Raw genomic sequence first — 16,921 nt, 5'->3', positions numbered from 1 at the left:
CATGGCCCAGTTGCGAGGGATCGTTAACTATGTGCTGGCGGCCGTACTGGCTTTACTGTTGGTCTGGGGATTCAGCCCAGTAAGTGCGGGTATCCGGGGCGGCCTTACCGTCATTGTTTTATTGCTTTCCATTCCAGGGATCGTTTATGGCTGGCGTCAGTATGGTCGGTTGAAGCCTGAGCATTCTGCTCGTGAAGTTGCGCTCCCTCCGGAGAGTTTCAGTGGGCCTGTCGTGCTGGTGTGTGGCGACAATGAGCCATTGTTTGCCGGACGTAGCGATTCTTGCGAGAGTTCGCAGGGCTGGTATTTATCTGTCCAGTCCCCGGAACATTTTATTGCTCTGGTTCGTCAGATAGCTGTGCAGCGTCCGGGCCTTCTAATGCGCGTGTCCGTGATGCTGGCATTGACCCCGGAACGGCATAAAGATGAAGATGCGCTTAAGCATATGCTACTCAGTTGGCGGCGTGTGGTAACCCAGAGCCGGCGTTGGTTATCAGGTATACCGCCGTTTTGGTTGTGCTGTTGGCTGAATTCTCCTCAATGTAATGAGACTGTACGTTGGTTTATTCGAACCCCTCAGGATGCAGAGGTGCAGTCAGCTACGGGATTAGACGACTTTGCACCTTTCTCTTCGGAAGAGCGCCCGGCTCGCCATTCTCATCTAACACATGCAGTGTGGTTAGATAATTTACTGGGCTGGCTGAAGAAGGTGCAAGGCGATACCGAACGCCATGCTCCGCCTCTTTTCTCTGCTTTACGGGCTGTGTGTTTCACCTCATTAGCGGTTTACGAAAATAATCTGTGGCAACGGCATATCACTGCTCAAACAACGCTTTCTCCTGCGGCATCAGCAGCGCCCGTACTGCTGCCTTTTCCTGATTTAGCGTTGCCCTTTTTATCCCGCCGCCGGGCACTGACCGCATTTCAACGAACGCTGGGCGTAAGCGGTCTGCTATGCGGCATTTTTGTCGGGCTGGCGATGACGTGCAGCTTTATCAATAACCAACATCTCATCAGGATCACAAACGATCATCTGATGTTATACCGCCATCTTACTGGCAATCCTGCCGAGCCAAAGATTCAGGCCCAGGAACAGCTTCGTCGTGATGCACAGCGGCTTGATCGCTGGTATCAGCGTGGTGAGCCCCTTTCTCTTTCAATGGGATTGTATCAGGGGATGAGATTGATCCCGCCTTTGCAGGCCGCCATCAGCGACTGGCTGCCAACTGAAAAACCGAAAGTGGCCTCCCCGCATACCGTTCGACTGGACAGTATGTCGCTGTTTGATACGGGCGAATGGGCGTTAAAAGCGGGTTCAACAAAAGTACTCATTCGAGCTTTGGTCAATATCAAAGCCAAGCCCGGTTGGCTGATAGTCATCGCCGGGCATACCGATGATGTGGGTGACGATAAATCTAATCAGCAGCTCTCTCTCAAACGCGCGGAATCTGTTCGCGACTGGATGCGTGATACCGGTGACGTCGCGGAGAGCTGTTTTGCTGTTCAGGGTTACGGCGAATTACGTCCCTACAAAACCAACGATACGCCGGAGGGGAGGGCTGCCAACCGCCGTGTAGAGATCAGTCTGGTACCGCAGGCTGATGCCTGTCGGGTGTCGGGCATGAAGGAACCGTCACCGCAAGGCGGTGACGCATTAACGAAGTAAAAATGGAGAAAGAGTTATGGCAATTCCAGTCTACCTTTGGCTGAAAGACGACGGCGGTGCGGATATTAAGGGCTCTGTTGATGTGAAAGACCGTGTGGGCAGTATCGAAGTAGTGGCTCAGGAACATAACCTGTACATCCCTACCGATAACAACACCGGTAAGTTGACCGGGACGCGCATCCATACCCCGTTTCTTTTCACTAAGGAAATCGATGCTTCCAGCCCGTATCTGTACAAGGCTGTAACCACTGGTCAGACCCTGCGTCAGGCAGAGTTCAAATGGTATCGCATCAATGATGCTGGTCAGGAAGTGGAATACTTCAACACCACTCTGCATAACGTGAAAGTGGTGAAAGTAAATCCTGTGATGTACGACATCAAAGATCCGGCTAAAGAGAAGCATAACCACCTGGAACAGATTGAACTGCGCTACGAGAAGATCGTCTGGACGTATAAGGATGGCAACATTATCCATTCTGACGCCTGGAACGAGCGTACCACCGCGTAACGCACTAACGGATGAGGATTTCCTCATCCGTTTTTTTATGCCCTCTGCTGAGTATCCGGCGCGGGGATTTAGCAGAGAGTATCAACGTCACTATTACCTTATGGGCATTGGGTTACGGCCACGGGCGGTAGCGTGCCTGAATACAGGGAGTCAGGAAGCAAATGGAACACCAGTCAGCAGTGTTATTACGACGTCTCAACCCCTATTGTGCTCAGGCGCTTGAAGCGGCGGCATCGTTATGTCAAACGCGTGCGCATGCAGAAATCACTCCTGAACACTGGTTACTGAAGCTATTGGAACAGGGAGAGGGCGATATTACTGTCATTGCACGTCGTTATGAATGGGATATCGACAATCTCTGGCAGTCGCTGCTGGCGCATCTGGATGTTCAGCCTCGTTCCGTAAAAAGCCGCCCGCAGTTGTCTGATGTTCTCCTCTCTTTAATGCAACAAGCGTGGCTGTGTGCAGCAACGGATGAAAATTCGCAGATACGTGGTGTGCATCTGCTGATGGCGCTGGTGGGAAAGCCTTCGCTACTGAAGTGTGACGGCCTGTGGCCTCTTCTGAGCGCAGGACATACTCAACTGGAACGGCTCCTGCCGCTATTAAATGTCCAGTCAGATGAACGTCCTGAAAGGCAGCAAGAGGCTGCTCTGGCGCAGTTTACCTCTGATGATGAACCGGGTCGAAATCTGGCCCAGTCGACTTTGTCGCCCGCATTACAAGGTGTGCTCGATAAATTTACATTAGACGTGACCGCGAAAGCGCGTGCCGGTGATATCGATCCGGTATTTGGTCGTGATAATGAAATTCGGCAAATGGTGGATGTGCTATCTCGTCGTCGAAAAAACAATCCAATTCTGGTTGGGGAACCCGGCGTCGGCAAGACCGCTTTGGTGGAGGGGCTGGCGCTGCGTATTGCTGAAGGTAACGTGCCGGATAGCCTGAAAACAGTAACCTTACGTACGCTGGATCTTGGGCTGTTGCAGGCAGGTGCTGGAGTGAAAGGTGAGTTTGAGCAGCGATTAAAAAATATCATTGATGCCGTTCAGCAATCGCCAACTCCTGTTCTGCTCTTTATCGATGAAGCACACACCATCATTGGGGCCGGTAATCAGGCGGGGGGAGCTGATGCAGCCAACCTGCTAAAACCCGCTCTGGCCAGAGGTGAATTGCGAACCATCGCAGCGACCACATGGAGCGAATATAAACAGTATTTTGAACGTGATGCTGCGCTGGAGCGGCGTTTTCAGATGGTTAAAGTGGATGAACCGGATGATGACACTGCCTGTTTAATGCTGCGTGGTCTGAAATCACGCTATGCAGAACACCATGGCGTTCACATCACCGACGAAGCGGTTAAAGCTGCTGTTCTGCTCTCTCGCCGCTATCTTACCGGGAGGCAATTACCCGACAAAGCCGTCGACCTGCTGGATACCGCAGGTGCAAGAGTACGGATGTGCCTTGATACCGTTCCTGAACCACTTACGCGCTTGAAGTCGGAGATCACCGCGCTTGAAATTGAAAAACAGGCGTTGCTTGCAGACCTCGCAGTAGGAAATGGTCAGCATGATGAAAGGCTGGCCAGCATTGAACAGCATGAAAATCGCCTGCTTGTCGAGCTTGATGAACTGGAAACCCAGTATGGCCAGGAAATAGCGCTCACTGAGCAACTGCTGACCAGCCGCCGTGATATTTCTCGTCAGGCGGAAACGATTGAATTGCAGCAGCAGCTTAGTGTGCTTCAGCAGGGCCATCCTTTACTGTTTCCGGATGTAGACGCGCGCACAGTTGCTACGGTGATCGCCGACTGGACCGGTGTACCGTTGTCTTCACTAATGAAGGACTCCCAGACAGACTTGCTGACGCTTGAAACCCAGATGGGAAACCGCGTTGTCGGGCAGGATTGCGCGCTAAATACTATCGCACAGCGGTTGCGGGCATCAAAAACAGGACTTACGCCGGAAAACGGCCCACAGGGTGTTTTTCTGCTAACTGGACCAAGCGGAACCGGGAAAACGGAGACGGCGCTGGCCCTGGCTGACATTCTCTTTGGCGGTGAAAAATCGCTGATCACGATTAATCTGTCTGAGTATCAGGAGTCGCACACCGTGAGCCAACTCAAGGGCTCACCTCCGGGGTATGTGGGTTATGGTCAGGGAGGGATCCTGACTGAAGCAGTGCGAAAACGCCCCTATAGCGTGGTATTGCTGGATGAAGTAGAAAAAGCGCATCGCGACGTCATAAACCTGTTTTACCAGGTATTTGACCGCGGTTTCATGCGAGATGGTGAAGGCCGAGAAATTGATTTTCGCAACACCGTTATTTTGATGACTTCCAATCTTGGCGGCGACGCTGTGATGCAGATGCTGGAAGAACAGCCGGAAACCACGGAGTCCGATCTGCACGAGCTGCTGCGCCCCCTCTTGCGCGATCATTTCCAGCCGGCGCTACTGGCCCGCTTCCAGACTATTATCTACCATCCGCTCAGTGAACCTGCGTTACGTACGATTGTACAAATGAAACTGGATCAAGTTAGACAGCGATTACTGCGTCACTACGGCATCACTACGACGATATCTGAGAACCTTTTTGATGCCCTGACAGCCGCTTTTCTGCTACCGGATACGGGGGCGAGGAATATTGATAGCCTGCTGAATCAACAAATCTTGCCAGTGCTCAGCCAGCAGTTGTTAACGTATCTTTCCCGGCAGCAAAAAGCATACTCGTTGCACCTTAGCTGGGATGACTCCAAGGGCATCATGATGGAGTTTAAGAGTGACTAAAAATATTAAGGAAGGGGGGCTCAGAACGCTTACACCTGGGGAGATTGAACTGGCAAAGACCGTATTTTTCTCAACTATCCAGTATCATAAAGTGTGGATCCACAGGGACAGCTATTTGCCTTTTAATCTACAGGATTTGAATACGGCAATGGCTCCTGACGGTGAGATTTACTTTCGTGAACAGTATCGTGAAGATTTTTCTCAGACATTACCCCATTATCAACACTTATTTATCCATGAAATGAGTCATGTCTGGCAACGAGAAAAAGGCATGAATGTTATCTGTAGAGGATTGGTGAGTTGGCTAGTCAGTTATCGGTATAAATTGGATGGGCGGCTTCTAAGTGAATATCCCTTGGAACAGCAGGCCCAAATCATTGCAGACAATTTTATAATGCAAAATGCAGGGTACTACGCTTGGTTAAATATGCGTTTGAAGCATATTGTGACTTTAGATGGGGATGTTCATAAAAGCGTGATTCGAGACGCGTATAAAAACACCCTTCGAGGATTCCCTTGGTGATAAAAAATAGAGCATTTTTTACTTTCAGTCTGCTGAGTTGCTGCCTGGTAATTCTTTCTGGTTGCCCTGGATATGGTGACAGAGCATTTACTGATGAGGAAGCCGTGGTTAGCGTGATTGGAAATAATATCTGCTTCTGGGTGAAGGACTCTGAGAAATACCAACCAAGTATCATTACGGTTACTCGTAGAGGTGCTGATTTTGGTAACGAGAAATTTATTCTAAATCCACCACTAATTCTTCTTGAAAATAAATGGTGCATAACACCAGATGTTTATATTTTTCCAGATAGTGGGCAGTTTGTAGTTACGTATACGTTAGGGATTCCTTATTCAAGTGACAGGCCGCGAAGTATTGTTAGTGGGGTTGAATTCTCTAATGGTCGCATTTTTAACATCCATCTTACCGATATGGAAATAGCCAGACCTTATTCTGCGATGGATAAGTGATTTTTAACATCGAGAAATTTTGAGTGTTGAAAGGAGTTAATCTTATGGATAAGTCTCAGCAAGCAGTGATAACTACGCTTAATCGATATTTTTTATCTATTTCTTCTTGCTCTTCTGCTCTGGATGTAGAGGATTTCAGTGGCTCTGAAGGACTGAGTCGGAATTATTACTATGATATTTTATTTACCAGTGCGGATAAGGATATTCAGGCAAATCAGCTCTTGCGTCAGATGGCAACATTGACGATGGATGCTGGCAAGCTGGCATCTATGACGACGCAAAAAATAGTTCATGGTGTGATAACTGATTTTTAGCGGTTATCTGGTTCTGCCGATGAATCAAGATATCATATTACGTTAACGCCTTATCTTTCCCTGCTTGATAAACAGTTCCGCACACACCGCTTTTTTATCAATAAATCAGTTCCGGAAGTGGTGAGTGAAATCCTGCAGGAGCACGCCCTGCACGGCTGGGAGTATGAATTCACGCTGACGCAGAGTTATCCGAAACGTGAGCAGATAAATCAGTATCAGGAGAGTGACCTGGCGTTTATTGAGCGTCTGCTGGCTGAAGTGGGGATATTTTACTTCTTTACGCTGCAGCCGGACACCCGGACGGAAGTGGTGCATTTTGCAGACCAGCAGAGCGCGTATGAATTTGATAAACGGCTGGCGCTGAACAGCCCGTCAGGAATGAGCGACAGCGGGGCGGACTCCGTCTGGGGACTGAAAATCCTGCACCAGGTGGCACCGGCGGGAGTGACCACAAAAGACTATAACCATCGCGAAGCGCAGAAGGTGCTGCAGTCGGCGAGGGCGGATATCACCGGTGGCGAAGGCGAGGAAATGCGTTATGGCGAGGTGTATCACTATAAACCACGCCATCTTGAGACAGGTGACGCATCCGGCTCGGCACCGGAAACCGGAAACTTCTGGGCGCGACTGGATCATGAGCGTTTTCTGGCGGAGCAAACGCTGATAACGGGAGTCAGCACGGATGCGGGGTTACGTCCAGGACAGGTGCTGACGATAACGGACAGCAGCGTGCCATCGACGTTGCCGGGCGTGTTGCAGCAGCCGGTGGTGGTCATCCGGACCGGGTTCAGCGGCAGCAGGAAAGATGCGCTGAGGGTGACGCTGGCGGCGGTACCGTACAGTGAGACGCAGTGCTGGCGTCCGGCGCTGAAGGCAAGACCAAAGGTCAGCGGCACCCTGACGGCACGGGTCAGCAGCCCGAAGAGCGGGGATATCTACGCGCATCAGACGGCGGAGGGATTGTATCGTGTGAAGTTTGATGCCGACCAGGACAGCAAACAGCAGGGTTACGAGAGCATGCTGCTGCGCCTTGCCAAACCCTATGGCGGCGACACCTACGGTATTCACTTCCCGCTGATACAGGGCACAGAAGTGGCGGTGGCGTTCCATGAAGGGGATCCGGACCGGCCTTATATCGCCCATGCGCTGCATGACTCCCGACATCCTGACCACGTGACGGAGGCAAACCACACCCGTAACGTCATCCGCACGCCCGCCAATAACAAATTGCGCATGGAGGACAAACGGGGCGAGGAGCACATCAAGCTCAGCACCGAGTACGGCGGGAAGACGCAGCTGAACCTGGGGCATAACGTGGATGCGCAGCGCGTGATGCGGGGAGAGGGCGCGGAGCTGCGCACCGACGACTGGGTGGCGGTACGCGGCGGTAAAGGGGTTCTGATAACGGCAGAGATGCAGGCGGAAGCCGTGGACCGGATGCTGGAGATGGACGGTGTGATACGTCAACTTGAGCAGGCGTTGTCGCTGGCAAGGAGCCTGCAGAGGTCAGCGGAGACGGCAAAGGCAACTGCAGGAGACACAGCGAGCCAGCAGGCGCTGAATGATGCACTGGAGGAACTGGCTCAGCCGGGTCTTATTCTGCATGCGCCTGCGGGCGTAGGGATGATGAGTGCGAAGGCCGTGCGGGTGTCGTCTGGAACGGACAGCGTGGGAATAATGTCGGGGCACAATACAGATATCAGCACCGGCAGGTCGTTTACGGTGGCGGCGAGCGATACGGTGAGTCTGTACGCACAGGAACAGGGAATGCAGCTGTATGCGGCAAAGGGAAAAGTGGATATTCAGGCCCAGGACGATGAAATGGGTGTGACGGCGAAGAACGATATTACGGTAAGCAGCACAGAGGGGAAAATCACCGTGAATGCGAGCGAGGAGCTCTTGCTGAACTGTGGCGGAGCGTATATCCGGCTGAAAGGGGGAGCAATTGAACTTGGATGCCCGAAGAATATCCTGCTGAAGTCGCTGAATGTGCAGAAATTGGGGGTTACAAGTTTGAATACTCCTACAGAGGAATTACCCCACGGGTTTTGTGAAGGTTTTACAGTTAAAAATAAAGAAACAGGTAAGCCAGTCCCTTTTTCTCAATATCGGATTACCACTGGTGAAGGCGATGTTTATGAAGGTGTGTCAGATCAAGATGGCAAAACAATGCCAATATATACGGCAACCCTAACAAAGCTAAAAATAGAACAAGTAAAAAAAAGTAATTCATAAAACGTGGTTTGTGAGGTGAGAGTATGAACTGTAATAATGTTAATAGATTTTTTGTTGCACTTCTTTCTGTTTTTTATTGTATCGTGTAAGAGTTATGATGTAAGAATGCTAGAGGCAATGTCTGAGTCAGGTGATCATAAGGCTCAGGGTAATCTTGGCTTTATGTATCAATATGGCTATGGTGTTCGGGCAAATTATAATGAGTCCTTAAAATGGTATAAACTTGCGGCAAGTGATGGTGATCCTCTTGCTGAAGGTACAGTAGGCAGGCTTTATTTTGAGAAAGAGGATTATAAAAATGCTCTTCTTTAGTTTAAAAAATGCGCCTTGCATGATATCCAATCTGGTACAGAAAGAAAAACGGAACAGGCTATTCTGGCTTGAAAGGGAATGGCGGGCACTATGTATTTATATGGGCAAGGCGTTCCAGTAAATAAACTGGAAGCTACAGTCTGGCTGAAAAAAAAGTAGCAGATTGAGGAGAAGGATCTGCACAATGTTATGTAGGTGATTTTTATTATCTCGAACGGAATTATAAATCAGCCTATTCTTATCTCCAAAGTGTCTTGGAAAAGGGCTGCGCGAATGCAGCAAATACTTAAGCGATATGTACAATAATGGCTTTTTTTAGAAAAAGATAGTCAGCGATAGAAATAATTATACGAAAAGTATCTCCGTCTCAAGAGTTATGACTAGGATGTCATATTCGTGATTTACACAATGTCATTATAAATGACAGGAGTTGGAATTCATCCCAGTCATCTGACTGTGTATTCGGCAGATCATGCTTATCCCATCTCAGATGTTCTTAACTTAAAGTAACGAAAAGGAATTCTAATTATGACAAAAGTGACAACATCTACTCAGTGCAAATACCCTGATTTTTTTATAGAAAACGAGGCATTCGATTGGGTGGAGTTCCAGTTAGTGGACGAATTAGGGGATGTCGTAGCCAATATGGAGTGGTTTGCCGAAAACGAGGCTACAAGGTGCGGTTTGATTCCTCGCTATACTGGCTATAGTGATGCTAATGGAATTATAAAGATTAAAGATATACATCCATTACCTTTGACATTAAAAGTCCAGTCTCAGCCTTTGGTTGATGAGATGGAGAACCGGGCCTTACGATTTGAAAGAGAGGGGGTTAATTCAAAGGTCAAAAAACGCTCATCTGAGAATAACTATGGATACCAATATGTCAAAGTTGGACAACTCTGCAATGTCAGACCAAAATTAGATAAATGGGATGGAATCGTTCTACCAGATTTTCATTTCCCTCTGGATAAAACGTATAAAGGCGTTACCGTTCATGTGGCGGATCTTAATAAACGTACAATGATCGAAATTTGTCCATTTCGGGCATGGACATTAATCTTACATCACACAGCGAGTTACTCTCTGACCAATGCTTATAACTTGGGTATTATGGCCGATTTGGCTTACAGTTATGACTCAGAGACTGATCGCAATTCGGTATATGGATTCTTTTGTATTCAATGTCTGGATCTGTCGTCTATTCCTGTTTTTGAAGATGGCAAACATCGATTCCCTGCTATTGTCACCGATGTCCCTTTTCGTGAACGGCATTCTAAACCCATTTTTATGGATACGGCAGATGAAGAGGAAGGGGAAACTCAGCTATTTTATGTTACGACGAAAACGCAGGCGATCGTGGCCTGGCGTGGTACAGAGATGAGTAAGTTCAGTGATTTATGGACAGACGCAAGTTTTATGCCGGTAGAATGTTTTGATTTCCTTCCTGAAGGAAAGATTCACGGTGGTTTTCTGGATGCTTATCAAATTGCAAAAGAAAAATTTCCTCTAGAGTTTAAAGAGATAAAAGAGGATGGAATGGCATTAAAATTATTTATCTGCGGACATAGTCTGGGAGGTTCGCTTGCACTGATTCACAGTGCAGAAATAAGAGATCTTAACCCTTTGCTATATACATATGGTATGCCCAGGACATTAACTGCTTCTGCCGTTAAATATCTAAAAAACCTCACCCATTTCCGCCATGTTAATGATACTGACACCATCCCAAGCGTTCCACCTGATGCAAATCTCGATAACTGGTTTTATGACTTATGGGGACCAGTAGGTGGCACGCTGGGTTTTTTCTGGTCGGTAATAGAACTCATGCCTCAAGCGCTAGGGGTGAAGTTTTGGGATTGTTTTTGGCATCATGGAAGTATTGCCTTATTTTTTAACACCACGCAAACGACGGAATGGAAAGAGTGTAAGGTACCCAACAACCCTTCTTCATGCCACAGGATTCGTAAACGACTTCCCATCGAGACCAGATTGTATTTGGTTCCTGAACTTATTTTAGAGGCCAGTCAAAAGGCTAGTGAAGCACAAAAAAGATTCACCCAATTATTAACAAAGATGGATAAAGAAGACTGGTTTCCTCCCTATACTAACCCATGATTTAGATCATGCGACGAACGTTGGTAGGCATTCCATGCCAGATCAATATTTGAGCTATCTTAATAACCAACTAAAAGAATGTACTCAGCCAACATTGACTATGATGAGGAAAATAAAAAGAGAGAAATTTTTAAAGCAAATGAAGATGTATGAAAGTAGTTCTCCAAAGGAAGAGTTTACAAGAAACAGTGCTTTCATTGAAATTCATGATGTAGTCGCATCGACGCTGGATATGACGCGTGGAGTTAAGGGAGGAAATGAAGCCTTGGAATATATAAAACCACTTAACCTTGAGGAGTTTGAGCTATGATTGAAAAATGCTTTATTTTAACCTTGGTTATTATGTTATCGGGTTGCATTTCAGAGCGGAATCGAACATTATCCCCACCAGAAGATACCCAATGGGTCACGGTGGGAGTCAACGTCCCAGAAGATCTTGTAGTGCTTCCTTTGGAGGTGGGCTATCGCTCCGAACGATGCAAGCATACCCGGCATAATTCATCGGGTAAGGCCTGGGAAGTTCCAGGCTATAACACTGTAGAAGTACCGTTAACCAAAAAAAATGAAGCAACTGATTTTTTTGAAGCGAAAATAGCCACGAATGGAGGGGGACAATGCAAATGGCATTTATCGGTTATTAATATCAAGCTTGCATATAAAAACACTCAGAAGTTTGGCCAGCAGCTAACCCCAGTAATTTCTGTACGAACAAAATTATTATTTGACTATGTTTCATTAAATAATAGATTGAGTTATCAGAGAATAGGTAATGATGGAGTAATAAAAGATGAGTATTTTCCATTTATTACAGAGTCTTTTTTAGGTAAATACGAGAAACAAATATGGCTCTATAGTGGTCGTTATGACAAAATGTATTCTGCTTTGGGTTTTAGTACTATCGTTTTTAAACCCAATTTCCATGCAGATAAAATAGTCAGAGGTATAGGACCTAAAGTAAAGGAAGAGGGAGTATATGGGACGTTGATTTATCCTGATGGTACGATTATACCGCGAACAGAAAGCTTTCCTGATATAGACTTTTTGAAGGGGTTTATAAAGTGATGAAGGATAGGGCAATCGCTCATCATGCCATAAATACAGATCTCTTTTTTCCTTTTAACTTTTGTAAATTAACTATCCGTTAATGGTTTAATGACTTTATCGAGAGATTGGAATATGATATAGAAATATTTATTTTTGCACCATTGATGATGTTATGGGGCTGCGTTTTAGAGCGGAACCGAACATTATCCCCATCAGAAGATACCCTGTGGGTCGCGGTGGGAGACCCATGTGTCTGAAGAGCTGGTCGTGCTGGCAGGGTTATATTAGATGAATGTTGATGTGGGGATGTTAGTGAAGAAACTTGGTAAACCGTATCGAGAAATTTATAGCTAAGGTTTATAGGAGTGGCAGTAGCTTACACATTACCAGTTCCAGAACAAAATATTACTGCCTCATTTAATTATAATAAATATTCATTTGTATAAATAATGACTTTTTATTTATTGGAACATCCTAAAGAAATTCACACTGCGCTGGAAAACGGCTGGATGGAAATGAGTGTGAGCGCTGAGATATTTTATTAATACCAGATGTTAATAAATTCAGGTGTGTTAATTAAGTATGTTAAATCTAATTCTCTTTATTAAACTGAGTTAACGTATGAATATGGAACTAACAACATCACGGCCCACGCTTAGCCGCTACAGCTTAACGATTCCTTCATGCCCGTATGCACTGGATGTGGTGCGTTTTGAGGGGCTGGAGCAGTTAAGCGTTCTCTACCATTTTTCTGTCCGATCTACTTGTAGTATTGAGTTTGAGTTAAGAGCTAATGATGCTGGAGTTTAATAATGAGTAAACGTAACGATATTATTGAACCTTCTGAGTGGACATCGACTCGTAAAACAGGGCTTGTTTATAGCGAAATATTGGGATGGATAGATATAGGCCATGCACAGGGAAGTGATATCAAAAACCTGATGATAGATATAAAACGAGGTGAATCAGGCTGTGATGGTTATTATGAAGTCACTTATAGCCAAAAAATGTTTGTATACCATCGCCAGTTTGGTACAGGAAAGTTTGTTAAGTGGCGTATCAAACAAGGTTTATCTGCATGTGAGAAAAACAGCGTTGCGTTGGCCATGATGATGACGACGGCGCGCGTGTTTGAAAGTTTGCAAGCTAATTGGTGTTTTAGTTGGTATACCGACAGTGGTTTTAGCGGAGAGGATCTTACCTCTGATCTTTTAGGCTTCTACAGGGCAATTCTTCCCTCAGATTACCAGTCAAGACTAAGGTTAGTCAGTAAAGAGCGAGCACTGAATCGATGGGATTTTTATGGGCCGATAGGCAATTATAAGAATAAAGGATTTTTACCATTACTGTTTCCAGACCCGTCGGATAATTGTGCTGTTCATAAACCCTATAAAGGGAGTTTGCCTTCGTTTATGACATGGGTGCAACCGTGGAGTGATTTCACTTCTGGTCGGGTACAAGTGATCAGCGGGGATGGCGGTTATTATTCATTTTTGTCGAGGTGAATGGTAATGAGCTACTATAAAATATTACTGGTGGCTATTGCTTTGATTTCCTTGTCACCTCTTTTAATACCCTGGCCAGATAAATTAGAATATCGGGAAAGTGATTTTTTTGATTACTATTTCTACACAGATGTTGATATCAAGCAGGCCCCAAGGATCTCAAATAATTATTATTTCGAATATATTTCTCCTGAGGGAAGTACTCGGGAAACAAATCTTATTATTTTTCACGGTGGTGATGCAGAAGTTATTCGTAATTATCTAACAGGTCTTGGTTTTTATCTTTATGATTATAGTGATAATGGTAGGGAAGAGCTTTGGATATCTAGCGATAATCTTCGATTTACTTTTTTCATTGTCACAAATAAGAAATCGGATATAGTTGTTTTAATAAAGACAATGCGTTGAGAGTAGCTTTTACTTTCTGAAAATAGCTCTTTATAAAATTACAAGGGTTAAATGTATGGGAATGTCTGAATCACTGGGTGGTGGGATGTTATTTATATCTGAAAATACGATAAACCGTTATCAATTGTATATCCCTTCATGCAAGTCTGTACTGGATGTTATTAATTTTAGTGGTACGGAGGAAATGAGTTCGCTGTATCGATATGTAGTGCATTTTTCCAGTCATGATAAAGACATTGCAGCAGAGTCGATACTTAGAAAATCGACTACATTGATCATGGGAATAGGGAGGTTAAGTGAGTTAACTGCCCGAAAAGTGGTACATGGTATTGTGACATCTTTCCATCGTATAAGTGGTTCAAAAGACCAGGCAACCTATCAGTTAATCATTGAACCTTTTGTCGCGTTGTTGAAAAATCAATTTCGCACGCACCGTTTTTTTATAAATATGTCAGTTCCGGAAGTTGTTAGTCAAATTTTACAGGAGCATGGTTTAAAAGACTGGGAATATAATTTTGATTTGGCAATGGAATATCCAAAACGAGAGCAAATTAATCAGTATCACGAAAGTGATCTGGTTTTTATTGAACGTTTGCTCTCTGAAGTGGGAATATTCTTCTTCTTCAGGCTTCAGCCTGATGCTGGTACTGAAGTGATCTATTTTGCTGACAAACAAAGCGCATGGGAGTTTGGCAAAACATTACCGCTGAATAGTCCCTCCGGAATGAATGACAATGGTATCGACTCAGTCTGGGATATTCAGTTCCACCAGTCTGCAGTGCAGGCATCGGTTACTGCTGGGGACTATAACCATCGTCAGGCACAGAAAATATTATTTTCTGCACAAGCCGATATGACTTACGGTGACGGTGACGGGGTGACTTACGGGGATGTTTACCACTATCGCCCGCGCCATCTTGAAACGGGTGATAAGGTATCTCCATCGCCTGAGACAGGGAATTTTTGGGCTCGTCTGGAACATGAGCGTTATCTCTCCTCACAAGCCACAATCACTGGATTATCAACCGATGTAAGCCTCAGCCCGGCTCAGGTCCTGAATATTACGGAATCCACACCTGTCCCAACGCTTCCTGCCAGTGTGTGTAACAGCTTGCTGGTTACGGCGGTTTCATTCAGCGCAAGCCGAAAGGAAGCACTACAAGTGGTGTTGATGGCGACCGTTTACAGTGAAACGCGCTGTTGGAGACCTCCACTAAAACCGCGGCCAGTGATTAGCGGCACGCTAATGGCACGTGTTTCAAGCCCGAAAAAGAATGATGAATATGCTCATTTGAATCAGAGCGGGCTTTATTGGGTTAAGTTTGATGCGGATCGTGATGATAAACAACAGGGCTACGAAAGTATGCCAGTACGCCTTGCCAAACCCTATGGCGGCGACACCTACGGTATTCACTTCCCGCTGATACAGGGCACAGAAGTGGCGGTGGCGTTCCATGAAGGGGATCCGGACCGGCCCTATATCGCCCATGCGCTGCATGACTCCCGACATCCTGACCACGTGACGGAGGCAAACCACACCCGCAACGTCATCCGCACGCCCGCCAATAACAAATTGCGCATGGAGGACAAACGGGGCGAGGAGCACATCAAGCTCAGCACTGAGTACGGCGGGAAGACGCAGCTGAACCTGGGGCATAACGTGGATGCGCAGCGCGCGCTGCGGGGAGAGGGCGCGGAGCTGCGCACCGACGACTGGGTGGCAGTACGCGGTGGTAAAGGAGTTTTTATCACCTCCGACAGGCAGAGTGAAGCTTCGGACGGGATGCTGGAGATGAAAAATGCTGCCGCGCAAATGGTTCAGGCGCTTTCTGTGAGTGATGCCCTGGCGAATGCTGCCAGTATCGCACAGGCGTGGCCGGCAGACTCAGATACAGCAAAGGCACTGAATATAGCGTTAAACAATCTTACTCAGCCAGGGATTGTGCTCAATGCACCTGAGCATATCAGCATCAGTAGTCCGAAGTCAGTGCGTCTATCGTCCGGCAGTGAAAGCGTGGGGCTGGTCGCGGGGGGGAATACCGATATCAGCGTGATGAAGAAATTTACTGCCGTGGCGGGGGAAGCCATCAGTCTGCTGGCCCTGAAACTGGGTATACGTTTATTTGCCGCAAAGGGGAAGGTTGAAATACAGGCTCAGGATGACGGCATAGACGCGGTGGCGAAAAAGGACATTACCGTCACAAGCGTGGAGGGCAAAGTGTTAGTGACGGCAGCCGATGAGCTGGTGCTGAACTGTGGTGGAGCCTATATCAAACTCAGTGGCGGAAATGTGGAGATAGGCTGTCCGAAAAATATTCTGCTCAAATCTATCAGCGTGCAGAAAATGAGTACGACGGATTTTCGTATACCACCGATAGAGTTGCCTAAAGGGTTCGAAGAGCGTTTTACGATCAGAGATCAGAAGACCGGTGACATTGTGCCATTTGCCCGTTACCGGATAACCACTGAAAAGGGGCAGATATTTGAAGGGCGAACTGATGCAGAAGGGAAAACGGCCAGTGTTTATACCGCATTGCCTGAATCACTGAAAGTAGAACTACTGTAAACCATGGAAGGGAGAAAGCTGTGATGGCACAGATACTGGGAACCGGTGAGGGCAAAACATCGTCAACGGCAAAAGAACCGGTTGTTGAGCGCAAACCCGCACAGGTCTTTTTTGAGTCACTGGCGCTGGCAGCCTCCATGAGCGGTTATTATGCCGGGACGACAGCAACAACGCTGGGGGAGGTTACAACCGCGGGTTTGGGAGAAGGTGCCGCTGTAGGTTCGCGGGTGCTGTCAGCACCGACGCCCCTGACTGTTGCATTATTCGCCATGTTCTATTCGAAAGGGCTGAATGCAGGTGAGACGGAAATGCTGCAGAGTATACGTGGCGACCAGCTCTACCATAACCTGAGCCACGGACAAATGCTGATTGGTGCATACACCCGTCAGACCGTCACCGTCACCCGGCAAGATTATATCTCAGAATATGATCTCCGGAAAATTGCTCAACAAAACGGGAAAGCCCGCACACGTGTACGTTTTCGTAT

At 46.8% G+C, this 16,921-nt stretch carries 12 protein-coding genes and 2 pseudogenes; all 14 read left to right on the top strand.

Features of this window, described 5'->3' with window-relative positions; translation table 11 throughout:
- The first annotated feature begins 1 nt into the window (after nucleotide 1).
- The gene (locus OGV52_RS17070) at nucleotides 2-1,666 is read left to right on the top strand and encodes an OmpA family protein (RefSeq protein ID WP_287108839.1); all 1,665 of its coding nucleotides are present in this window, start codon (nucleotides 2-4) and stop codon (nucleotides 1,664-1,666) included.
- A 16-nt stretch (nucleotides 1,667-1,682) separates the two neighbouring features.
- On the top strand, nucleotides 1,683-2,174 hold the full coding sequence (gene tssD, locus OGV52_RS17065) for a type VI secretion system tube protein TssD (RefSeq protein ID WP_003024437.1): 492 nt from the start codon (nucleotides 1,683-1,685) through the stop codon (nucleotides 2,172-2,174).
- A 161-nt stretch (nucleotides 2,175-2,335) separates the two neighbouring features.
- Nucleotides 2,336-4,960 (top strand): type VI secretion system ATPase TssH, encoded by a 2,625-nt coding sequence (gene tssH, locus OGV52_RS17060; RefSeq protein ID WP_287108837.1) that lies wholly within the window; start codon nucleotides 2,336-2,338, stop codon nucleotides 4,958-4,960.
- Nucleotides 4,953-5,483, top strand: coding sequence for a type IV secretion protein Rhs (locus OGV52_RS17055; RefSeq protein WP_287108836.1), 531 nt, complete (start codon nucleotides 4,953-4,955; stop codon nucleotides 5,481-5,483). Before tssH ends, OGV52_RS17055 begins: the two co-directional genes overlap by 8 nt.
- Entirely contained in the window at nucleotides 5,480-5,932 is a 453-nt protein-coding gene (locus OGV52_RS17050; protein WP_200079832.1) for a putative T6SS immunity periplasmic lipoprotein, read from the top strand. The genes OGV52_RS17055 and OGV52_RS17050 overlap by 4 nt, the downstream gene beginning before the upstream one ends.
- A 44-nt stretch (nucleotides 5,933-5,976) precedes the next feature.
- Nucleotides 5,977-8,481 (top strand): annotated as a pseudogene (locus OGV52_RS17045) (type VI secretion system Vgr family protein).
- A 117-nt stretch (nucleotides 8,482-8,598) separates the two neighbouring features.
- On the top strand, nucleotides 8,599-8,793 hold the full coding sequence (locus OGV52_RS17040) for an SEL1-like repeat protein (RefSeq protein ID WP_200079830.1): 195 nt from the start codon (nucleotides 8,599-8,601) through the stop codon (nucleotides 8,791-8,793).
- 528 nt (nucleotides 8,794-9,321) lie between these two features.
- Nucleotides 9,322-10,911: a lipase family protein gene (locus OGV52_RS17035; protein WP_287108835.1), complete on the top strand. Its 1,590-nt coding sequence runs from the start codon at nucleotides 9,322-9,324 to the stop codon at nucleotides 10,909-10,911.
- Between the two features lie 34 nt (nucleotides 10,912-10,945).
- The gene (locus OGV52_RS17030) at nucleotides 10,946-11,221 is read left to right on the top strand and encodes a hypothetical protein (RefSeq protein WP_287108834.1); all 276 of its coding nucleotides are present in this window, start codon (nucleotides 10,946-10,948) and stop codon (nucleotides 11,219-11,221) included.
- The gene (locus OGV52_RS17025; protein ID WP_200108139.1) at nucleotides 11,218-11,973 is read left to right on the top strand and encodes a hypothetical protein; all 756 of its coding nucleotides are present in this window, start codon (nucleotides 11,218-11,220) and stop codon (nucleotides 11,971-11,973) included. The genes OGV52_RS17030 and OGV52_RS17025 overlap by 4 nt, the downstream gene beginning before the upstream one ends.
- 794 nt (nucleotides 11,974-12,767) lie before the next feature.
- Nucleotides 12,768-13,460, top strand: coding sequence for a hypothetical protein (locus OGV52_RS17020; RefSeq protein ID WP_049268749.1), 693 nt, complete (start codon nucleotides 12,768-12,770; stop codon nucleotides 13,458-13,460).
- Nucleotides 13,461-13,466: 6 nt separating this feature from the next.
- Nucleotides 13,467-13,868, top strand: coding sequence for a hypothetical protein (locus tag OGV52_RS17015; RefSeq protein ID WP_200052155.1), 402 nt, complete (start codon nucleotides 13,467-13,469; stop codon nucleotides 13,866-13,868).
- A gap of 55 nt (nucleotides 13,869-13,923) precedes the next feature.
- On the top strand, nucleotides 13,924-16,434 hold the full coding sequence (locus OGV52_RS17010) for a type VI secretion system Vgr family protein (RefSeq protein WP_200052156.1): 2,511 nt from the start codon (nucleotides 13,924-13,926) through the stop codon (nucleotides 16,432-16,434).
- Nucleotides 16,435-16,457: 23 nt separating this feature from the next.
- Nucleotides 16,458-16,921: pseudogene (locus tag OGV52_RS17005) on the top strand (S-type pyocin domain-containing protein); the annotation flags it as partial.

The sequence above is a fragment of the Citrobacter sp. Cb041 genome, from assembly GCF_030336655.1.
GTDB lineage: Bacteria > Pseudomonadota > Gammaproteobacteria > Enterobacterales > Enterobacteriaceae > Citrobacter > Citrobacter braakii.
The sequence above is the reverse complement of the archived record's forward strand: the minus strand, read 5'-3'. Positions and strand labels throughout refer to the sequence as shown.

What these genes read in the sequence shown, in the direction of transcription:
- OGV52_RS17070 (WP_287108839.1), top strand. Translation starts at nt 2, where the DNA reads ATGGCCCAGTTGCGAGGGATCGTTAACTATGTGCTGGCGGCCGTACTG.
- tssD (WP_003024437.1), top strand. Translation starts at nt 1,683, where the DNA reads ATGGCAATTCCAGTCTACCTTTGGCTGAAAGACGACGGCGGTGCGGAT.
- tssH (WP_287108837.1), top strand. Translation starts at nt 2,336, where the DNA reads ATGGAACACCAGTCAGCAGTGTTATTACGACGTCTCAACCCCTATTGT.
- OGV52_RS17040 (WP_200079830.1), top strand. Translation starts at nt 8,599, where the DNA reads ATGTCTGAGTCAGGTGATCATAAGGCTCAGGGTAATCTTGGCTTTATG.
- OGV52_RS17035 (WP_287108835.1), top strand. Translation starts at nt 9,322, where the DNA reads ATGACAAAAGTGACAACATCTACTCAGTGCAAATACCCTGATTTTTTT.
- OGV52_RS17030 (WP_287108834.1), top strand. Translation starts at nt 10,946, where the DNA reads ATGCCAGATCAATATTTGAGCTATCTTAATAACCAACTAAAAGAATGT.
- OGV52_RS17025 (WP_200108139.1), top strand. Translation starts at nt 11,218, where the DNA reads ATGATTGAAAAATGCTTTATTTTAACCTTGGTTATTATGTTATCGGGT.
- OGV52_RS17020 (WP_049268749.1), top strand. Translation starts at nt 12,768, where the DNA reads ATGAGTAAACGTAACGATATTATTGAACCTTCTGAGTGGACATCGACT.
- OGV52_RS17015 (WP_200052155.1), top strand. Translation starts at nt 13,467, where the DNA reads ATGAGCTACTATAAAATATTACTGGTGGCTATTGCTTTGATTTCCTTG.
- OGV52_RS17010 (WP_200052156.1), top strand. Translation starts at nt 13,924, where the DNA reads ATGGGAATGTCTGAATCACTGGGTGGTGGGATGTTATTTATATCTGAA.